The sequence below is a fragment of the Pseudomonas sp. IT-P100 genome (assembly GCF_949767185.1).
GTDB classification, from domain to species: Bacteria; Pseudomonadota; Gammaproteobacteria; order Pseudomonadales; family Pseudomonadaceae; genus Aquipseudomonas; species Aquipseudomonas fluorescens_B.
In genome coordinates this window covers 55766-78552 of the sequence record NZ_CATKQK010000059.1, presented here as the reverse complement: position 1 = coordinate 78552, position 22787 = coordinate 55766, and the positions used below count along the sequence as shown (strand labels likewise).

Sequence of the window (22787 nt, the reverse complement as noted above, 5' to 3'; positions counted from 1 at the left end):
TCCTGAAAATGCAGTGCTTAGAAGTTCACGCCGAAGCTGAGCGCAACGAAGTCGCGGTCATCCACAGTGGTGTACTTGCCGTCAAAGAAGTTGGTGTACGCCAGGGACGCGGTGTAGGTGTTCTGGTACTCGGCGTCGAGACCCAGGCTGACCGCTTTGCGACCTTCCTCGAAGTTGCCACCAGGGCCAGGCGAGTAGCCGTCCACGTCATGGGACCAGGCAATGTTTGGCTTGAGGTTTACACCGGCGAACACGCTGTTGTAGTCCCAAATGGCACGAGCACGATAACCCCAGGAATCTGTGGTGGTGAAACCATCGTTTTCGCAGTAGCGATTGACGTTGTTTTGTGGTCCGCCCGCTCCCAGGGTGCTGGCGTTCAAAGCCTGGCACTGACCGCCTGGCAATGGGCCAGGGCCGTAGCTCGGGTCACGGCCGTAACGTGCTTTCGAGGTGCTTTCCAGGCCGCCGACGTGGGTCCAGCCCACCTCGCCCACCAGGGTCAGTCGCTCGGCGCCCATCACTTGGTCGAAGAAGTGAGTGAAGGTTGTCTGCAGCTGGCTTACTTCCTTGCGGCGATAGCCATGTTGATCTTCACCTGGACGACCTTGCAGCACGGAAACGTTAGGGTTCAGTGGTGTCAGGCCGGAAAAGAGGATATCGGTGGTGTTGAGCTGTACCGGTGCGTTCGGACGGTAGCTGAATTCACCACTCCACGCGGTACCGGTAGGCAACGTGGTGGAGAAGCTCAGGCCATACAGGCGAATATCTTCAGGGTACTCGACGAAGTAGCTGGAGTTAGCCGCTACCACCAATGGCAGGGTTTGCGCCGTCAGTCCGTTCGCACCACCCACGATGCCACCCACAGCACCCGGCGGAATGCCCGCGCCAATCAATGCGCCGCCCAGTGCGCCACCCAATGCCTGTGCGTTATAAGCGCTCGCTGGAGCACCCTTGCCACTGAAGATCGGCGCACGGCTGTGGTAGTTCATGAAATAGGCACCGAACTCGGTGTCCAGCGGCTCGAACATGTACTTGAAGGACACGCCGAACTGGCCGCTGTCACGCGCATCACGGTCCGGACCACGCTTGACAATGGCGCCTTCGTCCGGACTACCCCAGTTCACGCCCCTTGCAGCCAGTGTATTGATGACAGCGTTACGGGCCCCGGGCGGCAATGCACCCAGTGAGCTGTTGATCCCGTTACGGGTCCGCAGCACGGCCAGGTTCTGGTCGCAGCCATCCGAGATCACGTCAGGTTGCGAGAAGAACGTGCCGCAGTTGTCGGTAACGGTCTGGTCCCATTCCAGTTGATAGAACGCTTCGGTCGACAGGTTCTCGGTCAGGCTCTGGGACACGTAGAACATGTTGACCGGGATCAGGCCTTCCTTGATCTCGGCACCTGGACGGCGGAACGCGGAAACGTCGATCGGGTTGATCGAGTTGATGCCGCCGCCGATGAACGTACTCTCACCCCAGCTCACGACCTGCTTGCCCAGACGCACGGAACCCGGCTCATCGGCAATCGAGTAGTTGTGGTAGATGAAGGCGTCGAGAATTTGCCCGCCGGAGGACTTGGCGCCTTCCTTGCGGTTGCTGTCGCTGATGTCCTTGAACGGACGGTCTTCGTCCTTGAGTTCGAAGTCATACCAGTATTTGCCCCGGACGAAAATGCCGGTGTCGCCATATTTCAATTCAAGATCATGGATGCCTTTGAAGATCTTCGAGAAGGTTTCCCCGCTCTTGAAGTTCAAGTGACCGTCATCGGAGGTCTGGGACAGGCCGCGACCGCCGTTGTTGACGCCGATGAGGTTCTTGTTGGCGCTTTCGGTAGACCAACTGGCACCAATCGACAGGGATGAGTCGAACTGACCTTCGATTTCACCAACGTTGAAACTGACGCCGAATGCGGGCCCGGCGAGCGAAGAGGCAAGACTGACAGCCAGGGGCAGTTTAGCCCGGCGCCAGAACTGGTTTACTGATGTCATCGACGCTACTCCATGTGCATTATTGTTATGGCAGTGAGTACTTTTAAAAACGCTGTGGTTGACCGGGGGCCAAGGCCTCCCGAAATCATTCCAAAGTTGCATCGCCCCGTTTTGTGCGTGTGCCCCGTTCTTAAAAATCCTTGAGCGGACTATAGCCAGCAGGTAGTACTGCTTGATCCCTCTAAAGTGTGATTTGCAGCTGCCAGCCACTCTGGAACAGTCCTTTCGCCAGACCGACACCTGTCGGCACGGGAAGGATGGCTGAAAATTCGGATTTCACAAGCCAAGCGCTTGCTTGGTGGGGCTGGCGTGCCCTTTTGGGGCACGCCGGAAGACGCTAAAGCGTCGAGAGGAAGGTGCTGTTGTTGGCTTGCCATTCGGTGATGTCGACGCGGATGCGTTTCTTGTCGAGCTTGCCGACGCTGGTCTTGGGAATTTCAGTAACAAGGGCGATCTGACTAGGGATAGCCCACTTGCTCAGGTGCCCCAGCTCCACAAACGGCTTGAGGTGCTCCTTGAGTTCTTTGGCCCCGATTGCATGGCCCTCGCGGATCACCAGCAGGGCAAACGGGCGCTCGCCCCACTGCGGATCGGCAATGCCCACCACTGCTACTTCGCGTACCGCTGCGTGGCGACTGATCAGGTCTTCGAGGTCCAGGGAGGAAATCCATTCGCCACCGGTCTTGATCACGTCCTTGATCCGGTCGCGAATATCGATCACGCCCATGCTGTCCAGCGTCGCCACGTCTCCGGTGTGCAGCCAGCCGCCAGCCCAGAGCTCGGCGCCCTTTTGCGGCTCATTGAAATAACCTTCGGTGAGCCACGGCGCGCGCAGCACCAGTTCGCCCTGAGTCTCGCCATCGGCAGGCAGGAAGTTGCCATCGGTGTCGACGATCGCCGCCTCCACCAAAGGTCCCGGCACGCCGGCCTTGATTCGATACGTGGTGCGCTCGTCTTCGGTGCCGGCCATCAACTCGTCATTGAGGTGCGCGCACGAAACCAGTGGCCCGGTTTCCGACATGCCGTAAGCGGCGGTCAGCTGAATGCCCTTGGCCTTGGCCGCTTCGTACAACGCACGATTCAACGCGCTGCCGCCGATGACGATTTTCCAGCCAGCGAAATCCGTGCCTTGCGCAGCCTTGGCATTCAGGACCATTTGCAGGATGGTCGGGACGCAGTGCGAAAAGGTGACCTTTTCCTTGCGCCACAGCTCCACCAGGTATTCCGGATCGTAGCGCCCCGGATAAACCTGCTTGAGCCCGAGCATCGTCGCCACATATGGCAAACCCCAGGCGTGGACATGGAACATCGGAGTGATCGGCATGTACACGTCGTTAGTGCCCAACAGCCGCACGCTGTCGATGGCGCCCATGATGGTCGACACACCCATGGTGTGCAGCACCAGTTGCCGATGGGTGAAATACACGCCCTTGGGATTGCCGGTGGTGCCGGTGGTGTAGAACGTGGTCGCAACCGAGTTCTCGTCGAAATCCTGGAAGTCGTAGTGCGTGCTCGCGTCCGCCAGCAATTGCTCGTATTCGCCGACGAGGTTCGGCAAGTCGGCGGTTTTTTCCGGCAGATCGGTCAGCAGCAGGGTTTTTTCCACCGTGGTCAGGTGACCGGCAATCGCGTTGTACAGCCCGACGAACTCGCTGTTGACCAGCACGAAGCGGTCTTCGGCGTGGTTCATGGTGTAGAGAATCTGTTCCGGCGACAGGCGCACATTGATGGTGTGGATCACCGCGCCGATCATCGGGATGGCAAACATGCATTCCAGGTAGCGATGGCTGTCCCAGTCCATCACCGCCACGGTATCGCCGGCCTTGACGCCGGCTGCCGTCAGTACGTTGGCCAGGCGTGCGACCCGTTCGATCAGGGTCGGATAGCTGTAGCGCAACTGATCGCGGTAGATGATCTCGCGGGTTTTCTCATAGCGCGCGCCAGACATCAGCAGCCGTTTGATCAGCAACGGGTACTGGTAAGCGCCTTCGGCTGGGGGGATAACGCGAGTCTGCAACATAAGAATCCCTTTTCTGACTGCACGGTCGTGACTGAAAGTAAGCACTCTAGTGCCCTTCCATGACAACCAAATCAGCCGAAGGAATGATTTGCAACATCCAGCAAATGCTAGCGTTGCGCCAGCACTCGACTGCAATCCGGTCCTGTAGGAGCTGCCGAAGGCTGCGCCTACAGGGGTTATCGTGCGATCAATGCATCTCGGTAAAGGCCAGTTTCACGCCAATGGCGATCAGCACCGCGCCCATGGTCCGGTCGAACCAGTGACCCATGCGGGCGAAACCGGCGCGCACGCGTTGCTGACTGAACAGCATCGCTACCAGGCAGAACCACAGAGCCGTCGCCGCCGCGAGGTAAATCCCGTAGCCCGCCTGCACCGACAGCGGTGTATGCGGATTGATCACCACGGTGAACAACGACAGAAAGAACAACGTGGCCTTGGGGTTCAGACCATTGGTCACGAAACCCGAGGTGAAGGCGCCGCGAGCGGTGCGCTCACCCGCTTCCTGGTGCAGGTCGTCGGCCACCGGTCTGGCCGGTTGCGCACGCAAGGCCTTGAAGCCGATATACAGCAGGTAAGCGGCGGCGGCCCATTTCAAGGCGTTGAACAGCACAATCGACTGGGACACGATCAGGCCGATGCCGAGCAACGAATAGCCGACGTGCAGGAAAATCGCCGTACCGACGCCCAGCGCGGTCCAGGTGCCGGCGCGACGACCGTGGGTCACGCTCTCACGCACCACCACGGCAAAGTCCGGGCCGGGGCTGGCTACGGCCAGCAAGTGAATGAGGGCAACGGTCAAGAACTCGGTCCAGTACATGGGGGCTCCTATAGGGCAGGCCGATCAATAAAAATTTTCAAGGTGAACTCACCTTTTTGCCATCTTCAATTTTGTGGCGAGGGAGCTTGCTCCCGCTGGGCTGTGTAGCTGCCTCAACTCAGGCGACCGCGTTTTGTCAGGCGCATTGCGTCATCCGGCTTACGGCTGCTTCGCTGCCGAGCGGGAGCAAGCTCCCTCGCCACAGGCTTTGTGCCAGACCAGCCAGCGAAGTAACCATTTGTTTCTATCTGGTAGGCTCGGCAGATTACGCCTTCAATTCCATGCACAAAAGGTACAGTTGATGACGAACCCTCGCCGCGCCGTTTTCCTCGACCATCCCTCGCTGGACCTCGGCGACCTCGACCTCAGCCCATTGCGTGCTTGCTTCGACGATTTGCAGCTGTTCGCGCAGACCGCGCCGGATCAGGTGATCGAACGTCTCAAGGGCGCGACGGTTGCCATCAGCAACAAAATCCTGATCGACGCCGCAGCCATTGCCGCCAGCCCCGAGCTGAAGCTGATCCTGATCACCGCCACCGGCACCAACAACGTCGATCTCGCCGCCGCCCGCGCCCACGGCGTTACCGTCTGCAACTGTCAGGGTTACGGCACGCCGTCGGTGGCGCAGCACACGATCATGTTGCTGCTAAACCTCGCGACGCGCCTCGCCGATTATCAGAAAGCGGTCGGCGAAGGTCGCTGGCAACAAGCGAAACAGTTCTGCCTGCTGGATTACCCGATCGTTGAACTGGAAGGCAAAACCCTGGGCTTGCTCGGTCACGGCGAGCTGGGTGGCGCGGTCGCACGGCTGGCCGAAGCCTTCGGCATGCGCGTGCTGCTCGGGCAGATTCCGGGGCGCCCTGTCCGGCCGGACCGCTTGCCGCTGGATGAGCTGTTGCCGCAGATCGATGCGCTGACCCTGCATTGCCCACTCAACGAACACACTCGTCACTTCATCGGTGCTCGCGAACTGGCCTCCATGAAACCGGGCGCCTTCGTGGTCAACACCGCCCGTGGCGGCTTGATCGACGAACAGGCGCTGGCCGATGCCTTGCGCAACGGCCACCTGGGCGGCGCCGCCACCGACGTGCTGAGCGTCGAGCCGCCGACCGCCGGCAACCCGTTACTCGCTGCCGACATCCCACGCTTGATCGTCACACCGCACAACGCCTGGGGCAGTCGCGAGGCGCGGCAGCGGATCGTTGGCCAATTGACCGAAAACGCTCAGGGATACTTCAGCGGTAAGGCGCTGCGGGTCGTCAGTTGATAAACTGCGGCACTTTTTTTCACAGGAGCAGAGTATGGATCCGCGCAGTGAAGTACTGCTTCGTCAGGCCGAGTTATTCCAGGGCCCGGTGTTGCTGGCCGGTTTGCCCGCCGATGATTTGCTCGGTCGCCTGCCCGACGCCCATGGCTGGTGCTGGCACGCTGGCGACCAGGCTGCGCTGGACGCTCGCTTCGCCGAGCGCAGCCATTTCGGCGTGACCGCGCCCGAGCGCGAGTTCGATACCGCGGTGGTGTTTCTGCCCAAGTCCAAGGACCTTACCGATTACATCCTCAACGCCCTGGCCTCGCGGCTGGCCGGTCGCGAGCTGTATCTGGTGGGTGAAAAACGCAGCGGCATCGAAGGCGCGGCCAAACAACTGAACCCGTTCGGCAAACCGCGCAAGCTCGACAGCGCGCGTCACTGCCAGCTCTGGCAGGTCACTGTGGCCAACGCGCCAGCGGCCAAGTCGCTGGAAAGTCTGGCTCAGACCTATGAATTGCCGTTGGCCGAAGGCCCGTTGAAAGTCATCAGCCTGCCGGGCGTGTTCAGCCACGGTCGCCTGGATCGCGGCAGCGCATTGTTGCTGGAGCATCTGGACAAATTGCCGAGCGGTCATTTGCTGGATTTCGGCTGCGGCGCGGGCGTGTTGGGGGCAGCGGTCAAACGTCGTTATCCGCACAATCAGGTCACGTTGCTCGACGTGGACGCTTTTGCGGCCGCCAGCAGTCGCCTGACGCTGGCTGCCAACGGTCTTGAAGCAGATGTCATTACCGGTGATGGCATTGATGCGGCGCCGATGGGTTTGAGTGCGATTCTGAGCAACCCGCCGTTCCATGTCGGCGTGCACACCGACTATTTCGCTACCGAGAACTTGCTGCGAAAAGCGGCCAAACATCTGAAAAACGGTGGCGAACTGCGCCTTGTCGCGAATAGCTTCCTGAAGTATCAGCCGCTGATCGAAGAGCACCTGGGCGTGTGTGCGATCAAGGCTGAGGGACAGGGTTTCAGAATCTACCGGGCCAAACGCGGCTGAAAAATAAGTGCTTGCCTAACGGGTTTCGCCTAGGCAGAATCCGCTCCGTCCTAGGGGAGTAGTCTCCCACGAGCGCCATGCTCGTCCGGCATACGTCAACATACTTGGTCCTCAGACCATGGCGTATGCGACCCAAGCGTCCGCATCAGACGGCTCGCCAGGGTTTGACAAGACCTATGACACGAACACCTTACCCGGGGCGGGAAGGCTGTACGTGTCATAGCCGTGTCGACCCGCCCCTTAGGAAAACCCTGATGCTGGATTCACTTCTCGTTCCCACCGCAATCGTTGCCTTGGCCGAAATCGGCGACAAGACGCAACTGCTCGCACTCATTCTCGCTGCCCGCTTTCGCAAACCGTGGCCGATCATTGCCGGCATCGTCGCCGCCACCCTGGCCAACCACGCGGCAGCCGGTGCGGTAGGCGCCTGGGTCGGAGGTTTCTTCTCGGATGCGATGTTGCACTGGATTCTCGCCGCAAGCTTCACCGCGACGGCGTTGTGGACCCTGGTGCCGGACAAGATGGATGACGACGAAGCCAGCACCGCCCGCAAGTTCGGGCCGTTCCTGACGACACTGATTGCGTTCTTTCTGGCCGAAATGGGCGACAAGACTCAAGTCGCTACCGTGATGCTCGCCGCGCAATACCCTGAGCTATGGCTGGTGATCATCGGCACCACCGCCGGGATGTTGATTGCCAACGTGCCAGTGGTACTGGCGGGTAACTTTGCGGCGGACAAACTGCCCTTGACGTTGATCCGTCGACTGGCGGCGTCGGCGTTTTTCGTCCTGGCGATTGTCGCGGTGTACAAGGCGATGCAGAGCAGTGGGTGGGTATGACGGGCGAGGGAGCTTGCTCCCGCTCGCTGCGTAGAAGCCGTAAATTCGGATGAGCGACAAAAACGCGCTCATCTGAAATGGGGCTGCCTTGCAGCCCCAGCGGGAGCAAGCTCCCTCGCCACAAAAGCCCTATCTACATCAGGATTTAGGCGCTTTCTCGTACAACGGCATCACCTTCGGAATCGCTGCCTGCAACGAAGCAATCCGACTGGACGACGCTGGGTGAGTGCTCATGAACTCCGGTGGCGAACCTTCCGAGGCCTTGCTCATCTTGTTCCACAGGGTGATCGCGGCATTCGGGTTGTAGCCGGCGCGAGCCGCCAATTCCAGGCCGATCAGGTCAGCTTCGTTTTCATTGGAGCGGCTGTTGGGCAACGTCATGCCATAGTTGGCCACGGTGTCGGCCAGCGCCAGGCTGTCCTGACCCAGACCGAACAAGGCACCGGCGCCCTGCTTGGCCATTTCGATGCCGTAGGCCTTGGACATCGCTTCACGACCGTGCTCGCGCAGGGCGTGGGCGATTTCATGGCCCATGATCGCGGCGATTTCATCGTCGGTCAGTTTCAGGCTGTCAATCAGCCCGGTGTAGAAAATGATCTTGCCGCCAGGCCCGCAGTTGGCGTTGAGTTCGTCGCTCTTGATCAGGTTGACTTCCCATTTCCACTGGGCCGAATCCGGACGGAAAACCGGCGCCTGGGCAATCAGCCGATTGGCGATCGCCTGGATGCGCTTGGCATCGTTGCTGGTCTTGTCCAGCACACCTTTGCTGGTCGCTTCGCCGACCGTCTTCTGGTACGACTGGGCGTACATCTGGTTGACTTCGTCCGTGGACAACATACTGAACATGTACTGTTTGCGCTCCACACCCACGGCGCCGCCGCTGGTGGTGTTGACCGACTGACAACCGGCGAGCAACAGACCCGCACTCAGAGCACACAAAACCAATCGCTTGTTCATCAAAAAACTCCCTGAAAACATGCCGGGTATCCTAGGCGGGGAAATGTATCGACGCCAGATACAACAGACATTCAGACGCATATTTCGGATAAAGCTCTCATCGCCGTAGGAAAAAATTCACATAACCTCCCCCGCCGCGGCGGGTAACGGCCCGCAATGATTCATTTGCGACATCTACCACTCCAAAACAGCCATTTCACCCTGCCTCGCTCATGGCCCTCGAACCGCGTGCCGATACAGCACCGCAGATGTCCTCTTGCGTGCGGAGCACCCATGAAATTCAAGTCGATCCAGTTTTCCGTGGCGGCCCTGGCCGGCGCCATTGTTTTAAGCGTCGTGGCGGCACTGGTGCTTTACGCCCTGTTTTCCGGTGCCCGGACCCAAGACATGGTCCAGGAGCGGACCCAGGCGCAATTCGAGCAAGTCATCGAACAGCGCCTGACGTCCCTGGCGCAAACCCAGGTCAGCCAGATCCAGCGCGAACTCGAGGCTCCCCTGTTGATTGCCGGCGGGTTGGTGCGGGTCAACGCCCTGATCGGCACGCCGGGCGCCGACGGCCAGCCGCAACTGAGCCTGAGCCGTGAGCAATTGATCAGCCTGATCAAGGAAAACGTCGCCAAAAACCCGAAAATCCTCGGGACTTACATTGGCTGGGAAAAAGACGCACTCGATCACAACGATGCGGCTTACGTCGGCACCAAGGTGGTAGGGATCGACCCCAGCAACGGCCGCTTCCTGCCATGGTGGTTCCGCAACGAAGACGGCACTCTGGGCCTGGACAAACTGGTGGACGTCGACGACCAGAAAACCCTGTCCACCGGGGTGCGCGCCAGCGAGTACTACCTGTGCTCGAAAGAAACCAAAAAATCCTGCGTGATCGATCCGGCGCCCTACAAGGTCGGCGACAAGATCGTCATGCTCGCCTCCTTTATTGAACCGATCATGCTCGACGGCGCCTTCCAGGGCATCGTCGGCGCCGACCTGTCGGTGAACTTCATCCAGGAAATGCTGCTGGGCGCGAACCAGAAGCTGTACAACGGCTCGGGCGTCATGGCCCTGATCGGCGGCAACGGCCGGATCGTGGCCTACACCAAGGACCCGAGCAAATTCGGCGAGAAGGTCAGCGACATCCTCGATAGCCAACAGATCGCCAACATGGCCAATCTCAAGCGCGGCGAAGTGACCTACACCGTCGACAAGGCCCAGGGCCGGATCGAGTTGTACCTGCCGTTCGGCATCGGCCAGACCGACGCCCGCTGGACCCTGATGCTGCAACTGCCGCTGAACGCGGTGATGGCCGACCTGCAAAAACTCCAGGCCGACCTCGACACACAGCGCAAATCCGACACCTTCGGCATGGCCATGGTTGGCCTGCTGATTGCCGGCATCGGTCTGCTGGTGATCTGGCTGGTGGGCCACGGCATTGCCCGGCCACTTAAACAGATGGTCGCCATGCTCGACGACATTGCCAAAGGCGAAGGTGACCTCACCCGTCGCCTGACCAGTGATCGTGCCGACGAACTGGGCTCGATCGCCAAAGGCTTCAACACTTTCCTCGCCAAGTTGCAGGCGATGATCACTCAGGTCGTGACGTCGGTGCAGAGCGTCAGCGATTCGTCGGAACACACCGCCGACATCGCCATTCGCACCAACATCGGCGTGCAGAAACAAATGGTCGAGATCGATCAGGTCGCCACGGCTGTGCATGAAATGACCGCCACCGCCCAGGACGTGGCGCGCAACGCGACCCAGGCGGCGCAAGCGGCCAGTCATGCGGATCAGGCGGCGGCGCAGGGCAAACAGATCGTGCGGGACACATCGAATTCGATCGGTGTGCTGGCAGTGGAAATCGGCAAGGCTGTCAGCGTGGTGCAAACCCTGGCCAAGGACAGCGAGAACATCAACGCGATCCTCACGGCCATTCGCGGGATCGCCGAGCAGACCAACCTGCTGGCCTTGAACGCGGCCATCGAAGCGGCACGCGCCGGTGAACAGGGCCGCGGTTTTGCAGTGGTGGCCGATGAAGTGCGCAACCTGGCGCAGAAAACCCAGAAGGCCACCGAAGAAATCCAGACCATGATCCAGCAACTGCAACAAGGCACGCGCGATGTAGTGCGGGTCATGGAGGACAGCCAGAACCGTACCGATGAAAGTGTTCAGCACGCCGCGAAAGCCGCCGAAGCGCTGGATGCGATCACTCAGGCGGTGTCGGTGATCAACGACATGAACACGCAGATTGCCAGTGCGGCCGAAGAACAGAGCGCGGTGGCGGATGACATCAACCGTAACGTGATCAACATTGGGCAAGTGGCCAATGAAGTGGCCGGTGGGGCGGATGAATCGAGCGCGGCGAGTGCGGACCTGACCAAGCTGGCGGAACAGCAGCGGCGGTTGATCAACCAGTTCAAGGTTTGAGGTTTAAGAGCAAGATCAAAAGATCGCGGCCTTCGGCAGCTCCTACAGGGTATACGCCTACCTAATGTAGGAGCTGCCGCAGGCTGCGATCTTTTTGATGACACCACTTAACCTGGGGTCAAACACTCCGGCCCGTTCAACTTCGGATCATTCACCAGATTCGCCAACACCCGCTCGCGCAACGCAGCGGGTTCACTGGCCAACAACCCCTGCAACACATGCAAAGGCGTCTCGGGATCAAGCCACGCCTCCTGCCCCGCTGCATCCAGAATCAACGGCCGACGCTGACTCGCCGCCGGTTGCGTGATCACTGCCGTGCTCAACCACACTTGCTCCTGCACCGGATACGCTTCCCAGATCGCCGCAAAAAACAGCGTCGAGCCCTCCCCCGGAGTCAACCAGTACGGCCGCTTGCGCGTCGTGCCGCGCCATTCGTAAAAACCGTTGGCCGGCAGCAGGCACCGGCGCTCGCGCAGGGCCTGACGGAACATCGGTTGCTCGGCCACGGTTTCGGCCCGGGCATGGGCCGGCGTGCGGGACAGATCGGTCAGCCACGGCGGCGTCAAACCCCAGCGCGCACGGGCCAACTCGCGTTGGCCGTCGGCGCCGGCACGCAGCATCAACACCGAATCGTTTGGGGAAATATTCCACTGGGCCTGCTGATCGGCAGGGAAGCCAGGCAGGGCCGCGAAGGCGGGGTTCCAGCGAAACAGGGCATAACGTCCACACATGGGGCAACACGACTCTTGATAAAACGAACGTCAGCCTAACAGACCAGCGTGCCGGGAAAGCTTTCCGGCTCATCGCCGGGTAGCGGCAGCGCGGCATTGTACGCGGCGATCAACTCGCGGGCGTATTCGGCCTGGTCATTATCGACCGACAACCCCAACAGACCGAAAATGGGCAACTCCCCGCTGCCACCGAGCAAATCACGCCCGACCAGATGCGCCTCGATGCCCTCACTGGCCAGCATGCCTTGCAGCAGCTCACCTTCCATCAGGTTTTCCGGTTCATAGATTCGCTGCATGGAGCGCCCCTTCATTCGTTTTCGCTGTGAACTTCAAGTAACCATTCCTGACCATCAGTCTGCAGGACAAACGTGATGGGGCGGCAACACACCGGACAGTCTTCGATATAGGTCTGATCGCCACCGGACAAATCCAGCACCGCCTCGGCCTCTTCACCACAATACGGACATTCGTAGCGCTCGGTTTCCAGCATCGCGGTCTCCAGGGTGACTTGTGCGTATAATCGCCGGTCTATTTGCAGGGCTATTTTTGTCTGGCTACCTTTTCAGACCGTGCCCCGTTGGTTTTCGATCAAAACCTTTACTTACCCTAGCCGTTTCTAACAAGAGAGCATGATGGGCGAATTCGATGCCATCCGACCTTACGACGACAGCGAAGTCCCAGCGGTGCTGGCACGATTGCTCGGCGACAAGGCGTTTCTAGATATCCTCACCCACTTCCGCTTCCCGCGTTTCGCCGGTGCTTTCGGCTGGATGCTCAAACCTCTTATAGCTCATCGGTTGCGCCGTGAGTTCGCCGGCATCAATTCGGTGGCCACACTGCAGGACAAAGTCGAGTATTACGTCGACCACACCATCGAACGCGCCACGGACGGGGTAACGTACACCGGCGTCGAGCAGTTCAAGTCCGGTAGCGCCTACCTGTTCATCGCCAACCACCGCGACATCGTCATGGACCCGGCCTTCGTCAACTATGCCGTGTACCACGCCGGCCTGCCGACACCGCGCATCGCCATTGGCGACAACCTGCTGCAGAAACCCTTCGTCAGCGACCTGATGCGCCTGAACAAGAGTTTCATCGTGCACCGTTCGATCACCGGTCGCCGAGAGAAAATGGCGGCCTATCAGCTATTGTCAGCCTACATCAACCACTCGATCCGCAACGATTGCGCGTCGATCTGGATCGCTCAGGCCGAAGGCCGGGCCAAGGACGGCGACGACCGCACCGAGTCAGCGATCCTCAAGATGTTCCACATGAGTCGCAAGGATGAACCGTTCGGCGAGGTCATCCGCTCGCTGAACGTCACTCCGGTGTCGATCAGCTACGAATACGACCCGTGCGACCAGGCCAAGGCCCGCGAGCTCTACATCCGCGCCACCACCGGCAGCTACACCAAGGTGCCGGGCGAAGACGACGTCAGCATCGCCAAAGGCATCACCGGCTACAAGGGCCGGGTCCACGTGAACTTCGCCGCGCCGATCACCGAGTTGTTCGAAGACACCAAACAATTGGCGATCGAAATGGACAAGCAGATCCTCGGCGGTTATCGCTTGTTCCCGGTGCACTACCTGGCGTACGCGCAGTGGAAAGACGCCGATCCGCAGTTGCAGGTGCCGAAAGCGGCTGACGTGTTTGCAGCCGACGAGCTGGCGAAGGCCCAGGAAGAATGGCAGCGGCGCCTTGAGGCCTGCCCGGAAGAACATCGTCCTTTCCTGGTGCTGCAATACGCCACACCGGTGCGTAATCAGTACCGGGTGAAAGCCGGGTTGGCGCTGTAGGTTTTTACAGCAAGATCAAAAGATCGCAGCCTTCGGCAGCTCCAACATCAATGTAGGAGCTGCAGAAGGCTGCGATCTTTTGCTTTAAGGGATCAAACCCGCGTGCTGATCCACGACACCAGCAACGCCAAGCCCAGGCAGGCAAAACCGAAACGATAGAAAAACCGGTTCATGCGCAAGGTCGCCCAATCCAGCACGGGCTCTTCACTGGGACGGCTCTGACGCTGCGCTGCCAGACTGGCCTGCGCGCGCTGTTCGCGGCGACGCGTAGCGTGCAGCAACCAGCTGCCCGGAAAGGCAAACAGCAAGGCGAGCAGGTTGATCAATTTGGCGGGATGGGCGGTAAACAGCGTCATCAAATGCAGCGACATCACAAACCTCAGTCAAAACAGGTGTGGCGAACGCCGGACCGACGACCGCGGCGCAAATTCTACCGAAAGCCGTCCCTCCTGCCCGCCGCTTTACGACAAATAACTCACCATTTGGCAGATTCCTGCTCTGCGTCACGGCTTCGTCATCTGAATGCGCCAGTCTCTCGGCCCATCGAAACCGACACGGAAACCGTCATGCTCCACGCCGAAAACCAGGATCGCCTCTACCTCATCGCTCAAAGCGACGAACAACAAGCCCTCGTCGGCAGCCTCGCCTTCAACGTTCAGGATTGCCATTGGCTGGTGTATTGCGCACTGGGTGGGCATCAACATGCGGATTTACCGGAGGCGGACTTGCTGACGGGCGTGAGTGTGCTGGATTTTTATTCGCAAGCCGCCTGACTCCGCAGAATCCTGCCCCGCAGGAGCTGCCGAAGGCTGTGATCTTTTGATTTTTTGAGGGAGTAGCCGAAGATCAGGATCAAAAGATCGCAGCCTTCGGCAACTCCTGCGGGGCTCGCATTACTCGCTGAGAATCTGACCAATCGTCGGGTCCTTGAACAGACGCGTCAATGCGTCGCTCAATACATCGCTGACCAGCTTGGTGTTGGTTTCCTGATTCGGCGCCATGCCGAAACGCTGATCCAGCGACGCACCGTAACGACCGCTGTAGCGGCGGTTGGCGTTCTGTACGTCGGAGCGGAAGGTCGCGCCAATGGTCGCCTCGGTCACGTACATGCCTTCCTTCGGCGACTGATACTTCAGCTCGGCGAGGGTCACGGTCAATTGCGGGGCATTCATCGCATTGGATGTCGGGGTAAAGCCCAGCAAACGCACGGCCGCTTCAGCCTGGGCCTGCAACTTCGGCAGGATCTGCGCGCCCTGCACCGTGATTGCACTCGTTTCCGGATACAGACCGCCACGGGTGCCCAGGGTTGGCGACGGACGACCGTCCACCACACGCACCACCACTGGCTGACCATGGCCGACCGGCGCCAGCTGAGTTGTCAGCTTCGGCTCCGGGTTCAGTTGTTGCGGGCTGTGGGCGCAGCCAACCAGGGTCAAACTGGTCACAGTGATCAAACCGAACAACAGGCGTTGCAACATGCTCTTCTCTCCAGAATCAGGCACAAACAGGCCGGCAGTATAGCGGTGGGCCACTGCGGGTAACCAGCGCCTCGCAGTGAATACTGAAATGTCTGACAAACCCTTGGGAAGCCGGTTCCTGTCACACAGATGTCACCGCCCATACACTTGCATGTCACGGCGCTTTGACAACCTTCACGACAGTCACCCCTTGAAGGTACTTTGCCATGCGCCACCTGATCTCGCTGTTCGCTCCGCGCCCATTGCATCGCTGCTTTGCCCTGCTCGACCGCTATGGTCATTGCCAGGCGTTCAAGCAGTGCAGCCTGCAGCCGATGGGCGATGGCTGGGTCGAAATCGAAGAAATCCGCCTCAACTGGCTGCACCATCCCCTGCCTGCCAGTGCCCGTGTCAGCCAGCACAAACCACGCGCGCGGGCGCAGCAGCTGTTGACCACCTGACCAGACGCCTAATAAAAGTCATTAAACACGTCCATTTCCCTGCGTTTCTTAGATACAATCTCCCCCCGATTATAAGGACGTCTCCTGATCGGGCCTCGCAGCATCGTCAATGCTTCGGTATTGGCACCCCGCACCGCCCACAGAGAGCCGCCCACACAGATCGAGTGAAGCTGGCGTGCTTGCTGTTCCTTGAGCAAAACCCCCACTTTTCGCGAATCTGCAGAGCTGTCATTACGCTCGGTCACTGAGCTGTTTGCCCGTTTTGCCTGTCATGCATCCCATGGCGGCAATCCATCCGGGCACGGTGCCAGGCTGGGGCAGCCCTTTTTTGAGGTTCACGTCTTCAAAAGAGCGTGAAAAAAACGGGTTTTCACAACTTCACAAGAGTGTGGCGAGCAAATGAATAGTTTTGCGTCTGAATATGCACCATTAGCGTCTGGAACAGCCCAACGACACAGGACCGAGTATTCCTCGAACACCGGAGCCTGAAGCCTGTCCGCTACGGATTTGGTTGCACAAACGGATGTCTCGACCATAAGTCGAATTGCCAGTCGCGCGTTGAAATGAGTTCATAGACCTCATTGACCCGGCCGGTAGCGTCCGTCGAAGTTGCGATAAATTGCGAAGATTCGGACATGGCGATACTGCCATGAGTACCAGGGGCATCACTGACTCGCCCCGGAACGCCTGGCAGCCATGCCGACAATTTGGTGCTGCAGATTTTGGAGACGCGTTAAATGGCGCATAACGAAGCAGTCGACGTAGTACTGGTTGGGGCCGGCATCATGAGTGCCACCCTCGCAGTACTGCTCAAAGAGCTCGACCCCGCGATCAAGCTGGAAGTCGTCGAGCTGATGGATTCCGGTGCCGCGGAGAGTTCGAACCCGTGGAACAACGCCGGTACCGGTCACGCCGGGCTGTGTGAGCTCAATTACACGCCGCAGGCCGCCGACGGCACCGTCGACATCAAGAAAGCCGTGCACATCAACACCCAGTTCGAGGTGTCGAAGCAGTTCTGGTCGTACCTGACCAAAAAAGGCACCTTCGGTTCGTGCAAGTCCTTTATCAGCCCGGTGCCGCACCTGAGCTTCGTGCAAGGTGACAGTGGCGTGTCCTTCCTCAAGGAGCGCTTCAACGTGCTGAGCAAGCACCACGCCTTCTCCGACATGGAATACACCGAAGACAAGGCAAAAATGGCGGACTGGATGCCATTGATGATGCCTGGTCGTCCGGCTGACGAAGTCGTCGCCGCCACCCGCGTGATGAACGGCACCGACGTCAACTTCGGCGCGCTGACCAACCAGTTGCTCAAGCACCTGACCAGCGCACCCGATGCCCAGGTCAAGTACTGCAAGCGCGTGACCGGTCTGAAGCGCAACAACGGCGGCTGGACCGTCAGCATCAAGGACGTGAACAGCGGCAACACCCGCGAAGTCGACGCGAAGTTCGTCTTCCTCGGCGCGGGCGGTGCGGCATTGCCGTTGCTGCAGGCGTCGGGCATCGAAGAAAGCAAAGGCTTCGGCGGCTTCCCGATCAGCGGCCAGTGGCTGCGTTGCGACAACCCGGAAGTGGTCAAACACCACCAGGCCAAGGTGTATAGCCAGGCCGCCGTGGGTTCGCCACCGATGTCGGTGCCGCACCTCGACACTCGCGTGGTCGATGGCAAGAAGTCCCTGCTGTTCGGACCTTACGCCGGTTTCACCACCAAGTTCCTCAAGCACGGCTCCTTCATGGACCTGCCGATGTCGGTTCGCGCCGGCAACATCGGCCCGATGCTGGCCGTGGCGAAAAACAACATGGACCTGACCAAGTACCTGGTCAGCGAAGTGATGCAGTCGATGGAGCAACGCCTGGATTCCCTGCGTCGTTTCTACCCTGAAGCGAAAGCCGAAGACTGGCGCCTGGAAGTGGCCGGCCAACGGGTTCAAATCATCAAGAAAGACCCGAAAAAGGGCGGCGTCCTGCAGTTCGGCACCGAGCTGGTCGCGGCCAAGGACGGTTCCCTTGCTGCACTGCTCGGCGCTTCGCCAGGCGCGTCTGTGACCGTTTCGATCATGCTGGAGCTGATCGAGAAATGCTTCCCGGCCAAAGCATCCGGCGAGTGGGCGGCCAAACTGGCGGAAATCTTCCCGGCCCGTGAAAAGGTTCTGGAAACCGATGCTGCGCTGTATCGCAAGATCAATACGCAGAACAACATCGCGCTGGAACTGGTTGAAGAAAGCAGCGAGACCCCAAGCTACGCTTGATCGTCGCGCATAAAAAACGCCCCGTTCTCATTGAGAGCGGGGCGTTTTTTTATGGGCGGCAAAACAATCTTGTGGCGAGGGAGCTTGCTCCCGCCGGGCTGCGAAGCGGCCCCAAAAATCTGCCAACGGCGTAGATTTTGTGAGTGCTGCGCACTAAAGCGGGAGCAAGCTCCCTCGCCACAGGTATTCGGTTCGCTTCGGATACGATCAGCCGCGAGCCTTGTTGATCAGTTCGATGTACTCGGCCGCGTTGCGCTGATCCTTGATCAGGTCAACGAAGGTCTTGCCGTGTTCATCCTGGCCATCAACGTCGTAGCCGGCTTCGACGAAGAACGTCAGAAAACGCTCGAAGTCGTCAATGCGCAGGCCACGGTAGGCCTTGATCAGTTTGTGCAGGGACGGCGAAGTGGCGTCGACCGGTTCGAAATCGAGAAACAACTTGATCTGCTCGTCGCCGATCTCGTCACCAATCACTTGTTTCTTATCTTTACGCATTGCCGACTCCAGCTCGCAGACATTTCACGGGGCGGGCAGTTTACCCCTCACAGGGCGCCGGGCTCAACGCGGACGAACGGCCCCGGTGTGCAGGTCAGCCCAGACATGGCCATTGGCGTAGCTGAGGAACTGGCAATACACCGTGTCATTGCGCAACAAGTCGATCACCACGCGGTACTGCGCCATCGGATAAAACAGCGTCAGGGTTTTGCTTTTGTCGTCGTAGATCGGCTTTTTCAGGCTTTTGCTCTCGCCATCGAAGTTGACCAGTACCTGATTGATGGTCGCGCCCTTGTTCAAGGGTTTGCCCTTGAGGCGGATCAGCAACGGAGACGTCACCGGGATCGGTTGTTGGGTGGACTGGCGCTGACTGCCGACCACCACCGAATATTCGGTGACCTGCAGCAGTTGTTGCTGCTCGGGTTCGGCGTCACGCAGGGTCAGGTCGTCCGGTGGCAGAAACTGCGCATGCATCGGCGCCGGCGCGGCGGCCAGGGGCAGGCTGAGGGTCAGCAACAGGGCGGCGCAGCTGCGGATCAAAAGGCTCATGACGGGCTCCCAGGGCGAAGCGGAGCACTCTAGCATGAGGATCATCTGCGCGAATTAGCGATATGGGTCAATACTTCGCAGTACCAAGCTGGCCATGCTGGAAGAGCTTTCAGCCGTCGATCAATGGTGCACCGTCTACCGTGGAGTGCTCATGTCGTTCTCCGTTCCCCCGTTATTCGCCGCCTGGCGTCAGACCTGGCACGCCGGCTACACCCTCAGACGCTTACGCGGCGACATCAGTGCCGGAGTGACGGTAGGGATTATCGCCATCCCATTGGCCATGGCCCTGGCGATTGCCGTAGGTGTACCGCCCCAGCAAGGGTTGTATACGGTACTGATCGCCGCGCCCCTGATCGCTCTCACCGGCGGTTCGCGTTTCAATGTCAGTGGGCCGACCGCCGCGTTCGTGGTCATCCTGCTGCCCATCACCCAACAATATGGCCTGGGCGGCTTGCTGCTCTGCACCATGCTTGCCGGCGTCATCCTCATTGCCCTGGGACTGATTCGCGCCGGGCGGTTGATTCAGTACATTCCGTATCCGGTCACGCTGGGCTTTACCGCCGGGATCGGCATTGTCATTGCCACCCTGCAATTGAAGGATTTGCTGGGCCTGAACACCCCCAGCCAGGCAGAACACTACATCGAACAGCTGGGTGTACTGATTCTCGCGTTGCCCACCGCTCGGCTGGGGGACGGGATCATCGGTATCGCCTGCCTGGCCGTTCTGATTGTCTGGCCACGGTGGGTACCGAGGATCCCGGGGCATCTGGTGGCGCTGACCGTCGGCGCCCTCCTGGGGTTGGCGCTGGAACACGGCGGGTTGGCGGTGGCGACCTTGGGTGAGCGTTTCAGCTACATGGTCGAGGGCGTCAGCCATCCCGGCATTCCACCGTTCCTGCCGAGCTTCGATTGGCCGTGGAATCTACCCGGTCCCGACGGCCAGCCGCTGCACCTGTCCTACGACTTGATCCGTCAATTAATGGCGCCGGCGTTCGCCATTGCCATGCTCGGTGCCATCGAGTCCTTGTTGTGTGCGGTGGTGGCGGATGGCATGACCGGCAGCAAACACGACCCCAACGCCGAACTGCTGGGCCAGGGCCTGGGCAACCTTATCGCACCGTTGTTCGGCGGCATTACCGCCACGGCTGCGATCGCCCGAAGCGCCACCAATGTGCGCAGCGGAGCCTTTTCGCCATTGGCCGCCATTATTCACAGCGCGGTGGTACTGATGGCGATACTGGTGCTCGCACCGCTTTTCAGCTACCTGCCGATGGCTGCGCTGGCCGCATTGCTGGTCATGGTGGCGTGGAACATGAGCGAAGCCCGGCACGTGCTGCATACACTGCGCATCGCGCCCCGCAGCGATGTGCTGGTCTTGCTGACCTGCCTGAGCCTGACGGTGTTATTCGACATGGTAATGGCCGTCGGTGTCGGCCTGTTGCTGGCCGCCGGGTTGTTTATCAAGCGTATGAGCGATCTGACGGACACCGCCGAACTGCCACGCGCCTACCATCAAGCCTTGCAGGACATGCCGGCGCACGTTCGTTGCTACGCGATACGCGGGCCGTTGTTTTTCGGTGCGGCCGAAAAGGCCTTGGGAGTCCTGCGCAAATTCAGTCCGGAGGTCAAAGTGGTGATCGTCGAGATGAGCGCCGTGCCCATGCTGGACATGACGGCGCTGGCGGCCTTCGACAATATCCTCAGGGATTACCGCACGGACGGCATTGGCCTGATTCTGGTGGCGACCTCCCCGCGGGTGCGCCTGAAGCTCAGACGCGCGGGTATCCATCGGGAGCAGCGTCAGTTGGCCTACGTGAACAACCTGGAACAGGCTCGTCGCAAAAGCGAACGCTGGCTGGCCGGGAAAAACTGAGCGCGCTTCAGGCGAACTGCGCGCGCATCCACGCCTGATATTCAGCCACACCCGGCTCGCCTTCGCGCGGCGCCCAGTGAGCAAGCTCTCCCTCACCGACGGGACGATAAGGGCCGGCCTTGCACTCGAACATCAGGCTGTCGGCTTCCAGCACCACCAGGCCATGGAACACACCGGTTGGCAGGTCAACACCCACGCAATCGCCACCGGCCTGCAGAATCTGCTTGCGCACCACCACACCAGACTCATCGAAAATCAGCAGACCAAGCCGACCTTTGAGGACCAACAAGGTTTCAGCCTTGCTCTCACACAGATGCCGATGAGGCGGAATGTACGTGGACGGCTGCAGACCCACCGCCATGCGATGGCAAGCGTCTTCCATCCGATGGAAGTTGTGATGCTGGCGCCCACGTGGATTTGCCGCAGCCTTCCCGGCCAATTCATTGAACAAGGATTGATCAAGAAAGCTCGGCGCGCTCATCGCTTACATCCCTTTAACGGCGAAAATTCCGTTGGCGTTACGCCAGTAGCCTTTGTAGTCCATGCCGTAACCGAAGATGTAACGGTCGATGCACGGCAGGCCGACGAAATCGGCTTTCAGGTCCGGGCGAGCCTTGCGGTCGTGGTCCTTGTCGATCAGCACGGCGGTGTGCACTTTGCGCGCGCCAGCGTGTTTGCAGAAGTCGATGATCGCGCCCAGGGTGTGACCTTCGTCGAGGATGTCGTCGATGATCAGCACGTCACGGTCAATGAACGACACTTCCGGCTTGGCTTTCCAGAACAGGTCGCCGCCGCTGGTTTCGTTGCGATAGCGGGTGGCGTGCAGGTAGGACGCTTCCAGCGGGAATTGCAAATGGGTGAGCAGCTTGCCGGCGAAAATCAGGCCGCCGTTCATCACACAGAACACCACCGGATTTGTTTCAGCCAGTTGTTCGTTGATGTGTGCACCGACGCGGGCGATGGCCGCCTCGACTTCAGCTTCGGTGTACAGGCAGTCAGCCTCTCGCATGATTTGACGGATATGCTCGAGATCAGCGGACATGGCGCTCTCCAGGGGGGACGGGATTCGGGAAAAGCGGGCAAAGGTACGCATCCCGCACGGCCAGATCAAGCGTTTGTGGACTAACGTACTCTATGTCTATAGGACAACACCCTCGGATAGATTAATCTAGGCCGGTTTTTTTGCCCGCCGCCGGAGCCTTTCCCATGCCCATCCTCGAGATCCGCCATCCGCTGATCCGTCATAAACTCGGCCTGATGCGCCGCGCAGACATCAGCACCAAGAATTTCCGTGAGCTCGCTCAGGAAGTCGGCGCCCTTTTGACCTATGAAGCCACCAAAGACCTGCCGCTGGAATCCTACGACATCGAAGGCTGGTGCGGCACTGTGTCGGTCGAGAAAATCGCCGGCAAGAAGATTACCGTGGTGCCGATCCTGCGCGCCGGTATCGGCATGCTCGAAGGTGTGCTCAGCCTGATTCCGGGGGCCAAGGTCAGCGCCGTGGGCGTGGCCCGCAACGAAGAAACGTTGCAGGCCCACACCTATCTGGAAAAACTGGTTCCCGAAATCAACGAACGCCTGGCCATGATCATCGACCCGATGCTCGCCACCGGCAGCTCCATGGTCGCCACCATCGACCTGCTGAAAAAGGCCGGTTGCCGCGACATCCGCGCCATGGTGCTGGTCGCCGCGCCGGAAGGCATTGCCGCCGTGGAGAAGGCTCACCCGGACGTGACCATCTACACCGCTTCCATTGACGAGAAACTGAACGAACACGGTTACATCATCCCAGGCCTGGGCGATGCCGGTGACAAGATCTTCGGCACCAAGCAGAAGGACGCGTGAC

Annotated in this window: 23 protein-coding genes, 1 pseudogene and 1 riboswitch; of the genes and pseudogenes, 11 read left to right on the top strand and 13 right to left on the bottom strand. The window is 59.8% G+C overall.

Translation table 11 applies throughout. The annotated features are described in order from the left end of the window. Positions 1–17: 17 nt before the first annotated feature. The 3 genes from ACM6IQ_RS29715 to ACM6IQ_RS29705 form a co-directional block, all read right to left on the bottom strand. Positions 18–1985 carry a DUF1302 domain-containing protein gene (locus tag ACM6IQ_RS29715; RefSeq protein ID WP_414880532.1) on the bottom strand — a complete coding sequence of 656 codons (1968 nt, stop codon included), beginning with the start codon at positions 1983–1985 and terminating at the stop codon, positions 18–20. Between the two features lie 337 nt (positions 1986–2322). Next, positions 2323–4005 (bottom strand): fatty acid--CoA ligase, encoded by a 1683-nt coding sequence (locus ACM6IQ_RS29710; RefSeq protein WP_017340714.1) that lies wholly within the window; start codon positions 4003–4005, stop codon positions 2323–2325. Between the two features lie 187 nt (positions 4006–4192). Continuing rightward, on the bottom strand, positions 4193–4822 hold the full coding sequence (locus ACM6IQ_RS29705; protein ID WP_017340715.1) for a LysE family translocator: 630 nt from the start codon (positions 4820–4822) through the stop codon (positions 4193–4195). A 301-nt stretch (positions 4823–5123) separates the two neighbouring features. On the opposite strand from ACM6IQ_RS29705, the gene ACM6IQ_RS29700 reads away from it, so the two are divergent. From ACM6IQ_RS29700 to ACM6IQ_RS29690, 3 genes are all read left to right on the top strand, one after another. Then, positions 5124–6089 (top strand): 2-hydroxyacid dehydrogenase, encoded by a 966-nt coding sequence (locus ACM6IQ_RS29700; RefSeq protein ID WP_414880531.1) that lies wholly within the window; start codon positions 5124–5126, stop codon positions 6087–6089. A gap of 34 nt (positions 6090–6123) precedes the next feature. Beyond that, positions 6124–7122, top strand: a complete 999-nt coding sequence (locus ACM6IQ_RS29695) for a class I SAM-dependent methyltransferase (protein WP_017340717.1) — start codon at positions 6124–6126, stop codon at positions 7120–7122. 41 nt (positions 7123–7163) lie between these two features. Continuing rightward, a riboswitch (yybP-ykoY riboswitch) is annotated at positions 7164–7287 on the top strand. An 89-nt stretch (positions 7288–7376) separates the two neighbouring features. Further along, complete coding sequence (locus tag ACM6IQ_RS29690; RefSeq protein ID WP_017340718.1) at positions 7377–7961, top strand: TMEM165/GDT1 family protein; 585 nt, start codon at positions 7377–7379, stop codon at positions 7959–7961. Positions 7962–8099: 138 nt separating this feature from the next. On the opposite strand, the gene ACM6IQ_RS29685 is transcribed toward ACM6IQ_RS29690, so the two are convergent. Beyond that, positions 8100–8918, bottom strand: coding sequence for a M48 family metallopeptidase (locus tag ACM6IQ_RS29685; protein ID WP_017340719.1), 819 nt, complete (start codon positions 8916–8918; stop codon positions 8100–8102). A gap of 156 nt (positions 8919–9074) precedes the next feature. Between ACM6IQ_RS29685 and ACM6IQ_RS29680 the strand changes: the two are divergent. Both ACM6IQ_RS29680 and ACM6IQ_RS29675 read left to right on the top strand, forming a co-directional pair. After that, positions 9075–10478 (top strand): annotated as a pseudogene (locus ACM6IQ_RS29680) (HAMP domain-containing protein); the annotation flags it as partial. A 12-nt stretch (positions 10479–10490) separates the two neighbouring features. Beyond that, the gene (locus ACM6IQ_RS29675; protein WP_414880581.1) at positions 10491–11333 is read left to right on the top strand and encodes a methyl-accepting chemotaxis protein; all 843 of its coding nucleotides are present in this window, start codon (positions 10491–10493) and stop codon (positions 11331–11333) included. A 107-nt stretch (positions 11334–11440) separates the two neighbouring features. On the opposite strand, the gene ACM6IQ_RS29670 is transcribed toward ACM6IQ_RS29675, so the two are convergent. The 3 genes from ACM6IQ_RS29670 to ACM6IQ_RS29660 are packed head-to-tail and all read right to left on the bottom strand — an operon-like array spanning position 11441 to position 12554. Continuing rightward, positions 11441–12064: an SOS response-associated peptidase gene (locus tag ACM6IQ_RS29670; protein ID WP_017340721.1), complete on the bottom strand. Its 624-nt coding sequence runs from the start codon at positions 12062–12064 to the stop codon at positions 11441–11443. Between the two features lie 35 nt (positions 12065–12099). Then, positions 12100–12360 (bottom strand): putative signal transducing protein, encoded by a 261-nt coding sequence (locus ACM6IQ_RS29665; RefSeq protein ID WP_031319115.1) that lies wholly within the window; start codon positions 12358–12360, stop codon positions 12100–12102. Between the two features lie 11 nt (positions 12361–12371). Next, positions 12372–12554, bottom strand: coding sequence for a CPXCG motif-containing cysteine-rich protein (locus tag ACM6IQ_RS29660; RefSeq protein WP_008153387.1), 183 nt, complete (start codon positions 12552–12554; stop codon positions 12372–12374). A gap of 139 nt (positions 12555–12693) precedes the next feature. On the opposite strand from ACM6IQ_RS29660, the gene ACM6IQ_RS29655 reads away from it, so the two are divergent. Continuing rightward, complete coding sequence (locus ACM6IQ_RS29655) at positions 12694–13860, top strand: 1-acyl-sn-glycerol-3-phosphate acyltransferase (protein ID WP_414880530.1); 1167 nt, start codon at positions 12694–12696, stop codon at positions 13858–13860. Positions 13861–13952: 92 nt separating this feature from the next. On the opposite strand, the gene ACM6IQ_RS29650 is transcribed toward ACM6IQ_RS29655, so the two are convergent. Further along, positions 13953–14231 (bottom strand): hypothetical protein, encoded by a 279-nt coding sequence (locus tag ACM6IQ_RS29650; protein WP_017340724.1) that lies wholly within the window; start codon positions 14229–14231, stop codon positions 13953–13955. A 195-nt stretch (positions 14232–14426) separates the two neighbouring features. Here ACM6IQ_RS29650 and ACM6IQ_RS29645 point away from each other — a divergent pair, with 195 nt between their 5' ends. After that, positions 14427–14633, top strand: a complete 207-nt coding sequence (locus ACM6IQ_RS29645) for a hypothetical protein (protein ID WP_017340725.1) — start codon at positions 14427–14429, stop codon at positions 14631–14633. 120 nt (positions 14634–14753) lie between these two features. Here ACM6IQ_RS29645 and ACM6IQ_RS29640 read toward each other — a convergent pair whose 3' ends face one another. Then, positions 14754–15338, bottom strand: a complete 585-nt coding sequence (locus ACM6IQ_RS29640) for a YajG family lipoprotein (RefSeq protein WP_017340726.1) — start codon at positions 15336–15338, stop codon at positions 14754–14756. A 206-nt stretch (positions 15339–15544) separates the two neighbouring features. Here ACM6IQ_RS29640 and ACM6IQ_RS29635 point away from each other — a divergent pair, with 206 nt between their 5' ends. Both ACM6IQ_RS29635 and mqo read left to right on the top strand, forming a co-directional pair. Next, complete coding sequence (locus ACM6IQ_RS29635; RefSeq protein WP_414880529.1) at positions 15545–15778, top strand: hypothetical protein; 234 nt, start codon at positions 15545–15547, stop codon at positions 15776–15778. Between the two features lie 737 nt (positions 15779–16515). After that, positions 16516–18024, top strand: a complete 1509-nt coding sequence (mqo, locus tag ACM6IQ_RS29630) for a malate dehydrogenase (quinone) (RefSeq protein ID WP_017340728.1) — start codon at positions 16516–16518, stop codon at positions 18022–18024. Positions 18025–18231: 207 nt separating this feature from the next. Here the strand turns inward: mqo and ACM6IQ_RS29625 are convergent, their stop codons facing one another. Both ACM6IQ_RS29625 and ACM6IQ_RS29620 read right to left on the bottom strand, forming a co-directional pair. Continuing rightward, on the bottom strand, positions 18232–18519 hold the full coding sequence (locus ACM6IQ_RS29625) for a PA4642 family protein (protein WP_017340729.1): 288 nt from the start codon (positions 18517–18519) through the stop codon (positions 18232–18234). 63 nt (positions 18520–18582) lie between these two features. Further along, positions 18583–19068, bottom strand: a complete 486-nt coding sequence (locus ACM6IQ_RS29620; RefSeq protein ID WP_017340730.1) for a hypothetical protein — start codon at positions 19066–19068, stop codon at positions 18583–18585. A gap of 151 nt (positions 19069–19219) precedes the next feature. Here ACM6IQ_RS29620 and dauA point away from each other — a divergent pair, with 151 nt between their 5' ends. After that, positions 19220–20941, top strand: coding sequence for a C4-dicarboxylic acid transporter DauA (dauA, locus tag ACM6IQ_RS29615; RefSeq protein ID WP_414880528.1), 1722 nt, complete (start codon positions 19220–19222; stop codon positions 20939–20941). A 7-nt stretch (positions 20942–20948) separates the two neighbouring features. Here the strand turns inward: dauA and ACM6IQ_RS29610 are convergent, their stop codons facing one another. Next, a complete protein-coding gene (locus ACM6IQ_RS29610; protein ID WP_414880527.1) occupies positions 20949–21422 on the bottom strand; it encodes a WbuC family cupin fold metalloprotein in 474 nt (157 codons plus the stop codon). A gap of 3 nt (positions 21423–21425) precedes the next feature. Further along, positions 21426–21983 carry a hypoxanthine-guanine phosphoribosyltransferase gene (locus tag ACM6IQ_RS29605; RefSeq protein WP_017340733.1) on the bottom strand — a complete coding sequence of 186 codons (558 nt, stop codon included), beginning with the start codon at positions 21981–21983 and terminating at the stop codon, positions 21426–21428. 164 nt (positions 21984–22147) lie between these two features. Between ACM6IQ_RS29605 and upp the strand changes: the two genes are divergently transcribed. Next, entirely contained in the window at positions 22148–22786 is a 639-nt protein-coding gene (gene upp / locus ACM6IQ_RS29600) for a uracil phosphoribosyltransferase (RefSeq protein ID WP_017340734.1), read from the top strand. Position 22787 lies beyond the last annotated feature (1 nt).

Excerpts from the sequence above, each read along its gene's own strand:
- ACM6IQ_RS29715 (WP_414880532.1), bottom strand. The coding sequence starts at position 1,985 with ATGACATCAGTAAACCAGTTCTGGCGCCGGGCTAAACTGCCCCTGGCT.
- ACM6IQ_RS29710 (WP_017340714.1), bottom strand. The coding sequence starts at position 4,005 with ATGTTGCAGACTCGCGTTATCCCCCCAGCCGAAGGCGCTTACCAGTAC.
- ACM6IQ_RS29705 (WP_017340715.1), bottom strand. The coding sequence starts at position 4,822 with ATGTACTGGACCGAGTTCTTGACCGTTGCCCTCATTCACTTGCTGGCC.
- ACM6IQ_RS29700 (WP_414880531.1), top strand. The coding sequence starts at position 5,124 with ATGACGAACCCTCGCCGCGCCGTTTTCCTCGACCATCCCTCGCTGGAC.
- ACM6IQ_RS29695 (WP_017340717.1), top strand. The coding sequence starts at position 6,124 with ATGGATCCGCGCAGTGAAGTACTGCTTCGTCAGGCCGAGTTATTCCAG.
- ACM6IQ_RS29690 (WP_017340718.1), top strand. The coding sequence starts at position 7,377 with ATGCTGGATTCACTTCTCGTTCCCACCGCAATCGTTGCCTTGGCCGAA.
- ACM6IQ_RS29685 (WP_017340719.1), bottom strand. The coding sequence starts at position 8,918 with ATGAACAAGCGATTGGTTTTGTGTGCTCTGAGTGCGGGTCTGTTGCTC.
- ACM6IQ_RS29675 (WP_414880581.1), top strand. The coding sequence starts at position 10,491 with ATGATCACTCAGGTCGTGACGTCGGTGCAGAGCGTCAGCGATTCGTCG.
- ACM6IQ_RS29670 (WP_017340721.1), bottom strand. The coding sequence starts at position 12,064 with ATGTGTGGACGTTATGCCCTGTTTCGCTGGAACCCCGCCTTCGCGGCC.
- ACM6IQ_RS29665 (WP_031319115.1), bottom strand. The coding sequence starts at position 12,360 with ATGCAGCGAATCTATGAACCGGAAAACCTGATGGAAGGTGAGCTGCTG.
- ACM6IQ_RS29660 (WP_008153387.1), bottom strand. The coding sequence starts at position 12,554 with ATGCTGGAAACCGAGCGCTACGAATGTCCGTATTGTGGTGAAGAGGCC.
- ACM6IQ_RS29655 (WP_414880530.1), top strand. The coding sequence starts at position 12,694 with ATGATGGGCGAATTCGATGCCATCCGACCTTACGACGACAGCGAAGTC.
- ACM6IQ_RS29650 (WP_017340724.1), bottom strand. The coding sequence starts at position 14,231 with ATGTCGCTGCATTTGATGACGCTGTTTACCGCCCATCCCGCCAAATTG.
- ACM6IQ_RS29645 (WP_017340725.1), top strand. The coding sequence starts at position 14,427 with ATGCTCCACGCCGAAAACCAGGATCGCCTCTACCTCATCGCTCAAAGC.
- ACM6IQ_RS29640 (WP_017340726.1), bottom strand. The coding sequence starts at position 15,338 with ATGTTGCAACGCCTGTTGTTCGGTTTGATCACTGTGACCAGTTTGACC.
- ACM6IQ_RS29635 (WP_414880529.1), top strand. The coding sequence starts at position 15,545 with ATGCGCCACCTGATCTCGCTGTTCGCTCCGCGCCCATTGCATCGCTGC.
- mqo (WP_017340728.1), top strand. The coding sequence starts at position 16,516 with ATGGCGCATAACGAAGCAGTCGACGTAGTACTGGTTGGGGCCGGCATC.
- ACM6IQ_RS29625 (WP_017340729.1), bottom strand. The coding sequence starts at position 18,519 with ATGCGTAAAGATAAGAAACAAGTGATTGGTGACGAGATCGGCGACGAG.
- ACM6IQ_RS29620 (WP_017340730.1), bottom strand. The coding sequence starts at position 19,068 with ATGAGCCTTTTGATCCGCAGCTGCGCCGCCCTGTTGCTGACCCTCAGC.
- dauA (WP_414880528.1), top strand. The coding sequence starts at position 19,220 with ATGTCGTTCTCCGTTCCCCCGTTATTCGCCGCCTGGCGTCAGACCTGG.
- ACM6IQ_RS29610 (WP_414880527.1), bottom strand. The coding sequence starts at position 21,422 with ATGAGCGCGCCGAGCTTTCTTGATCAATCCTTGTTCAATGAATTGGCC.
- ACM6IQ_RS29605 (WP_017340733.1), bottom strand. The coding sequence starts at position 21,983 with ATGTCCGCTGATCTCGAGCATATCCGTCAAATCATGCGAGAGGCTGAC.
- upp (WP_017340734.1), top strand. The coding sequence starts at position 22,148 with ATGCCCATCCTCGAGATCCGCCATCCGCTGATCCGTCATAAACTCGGC.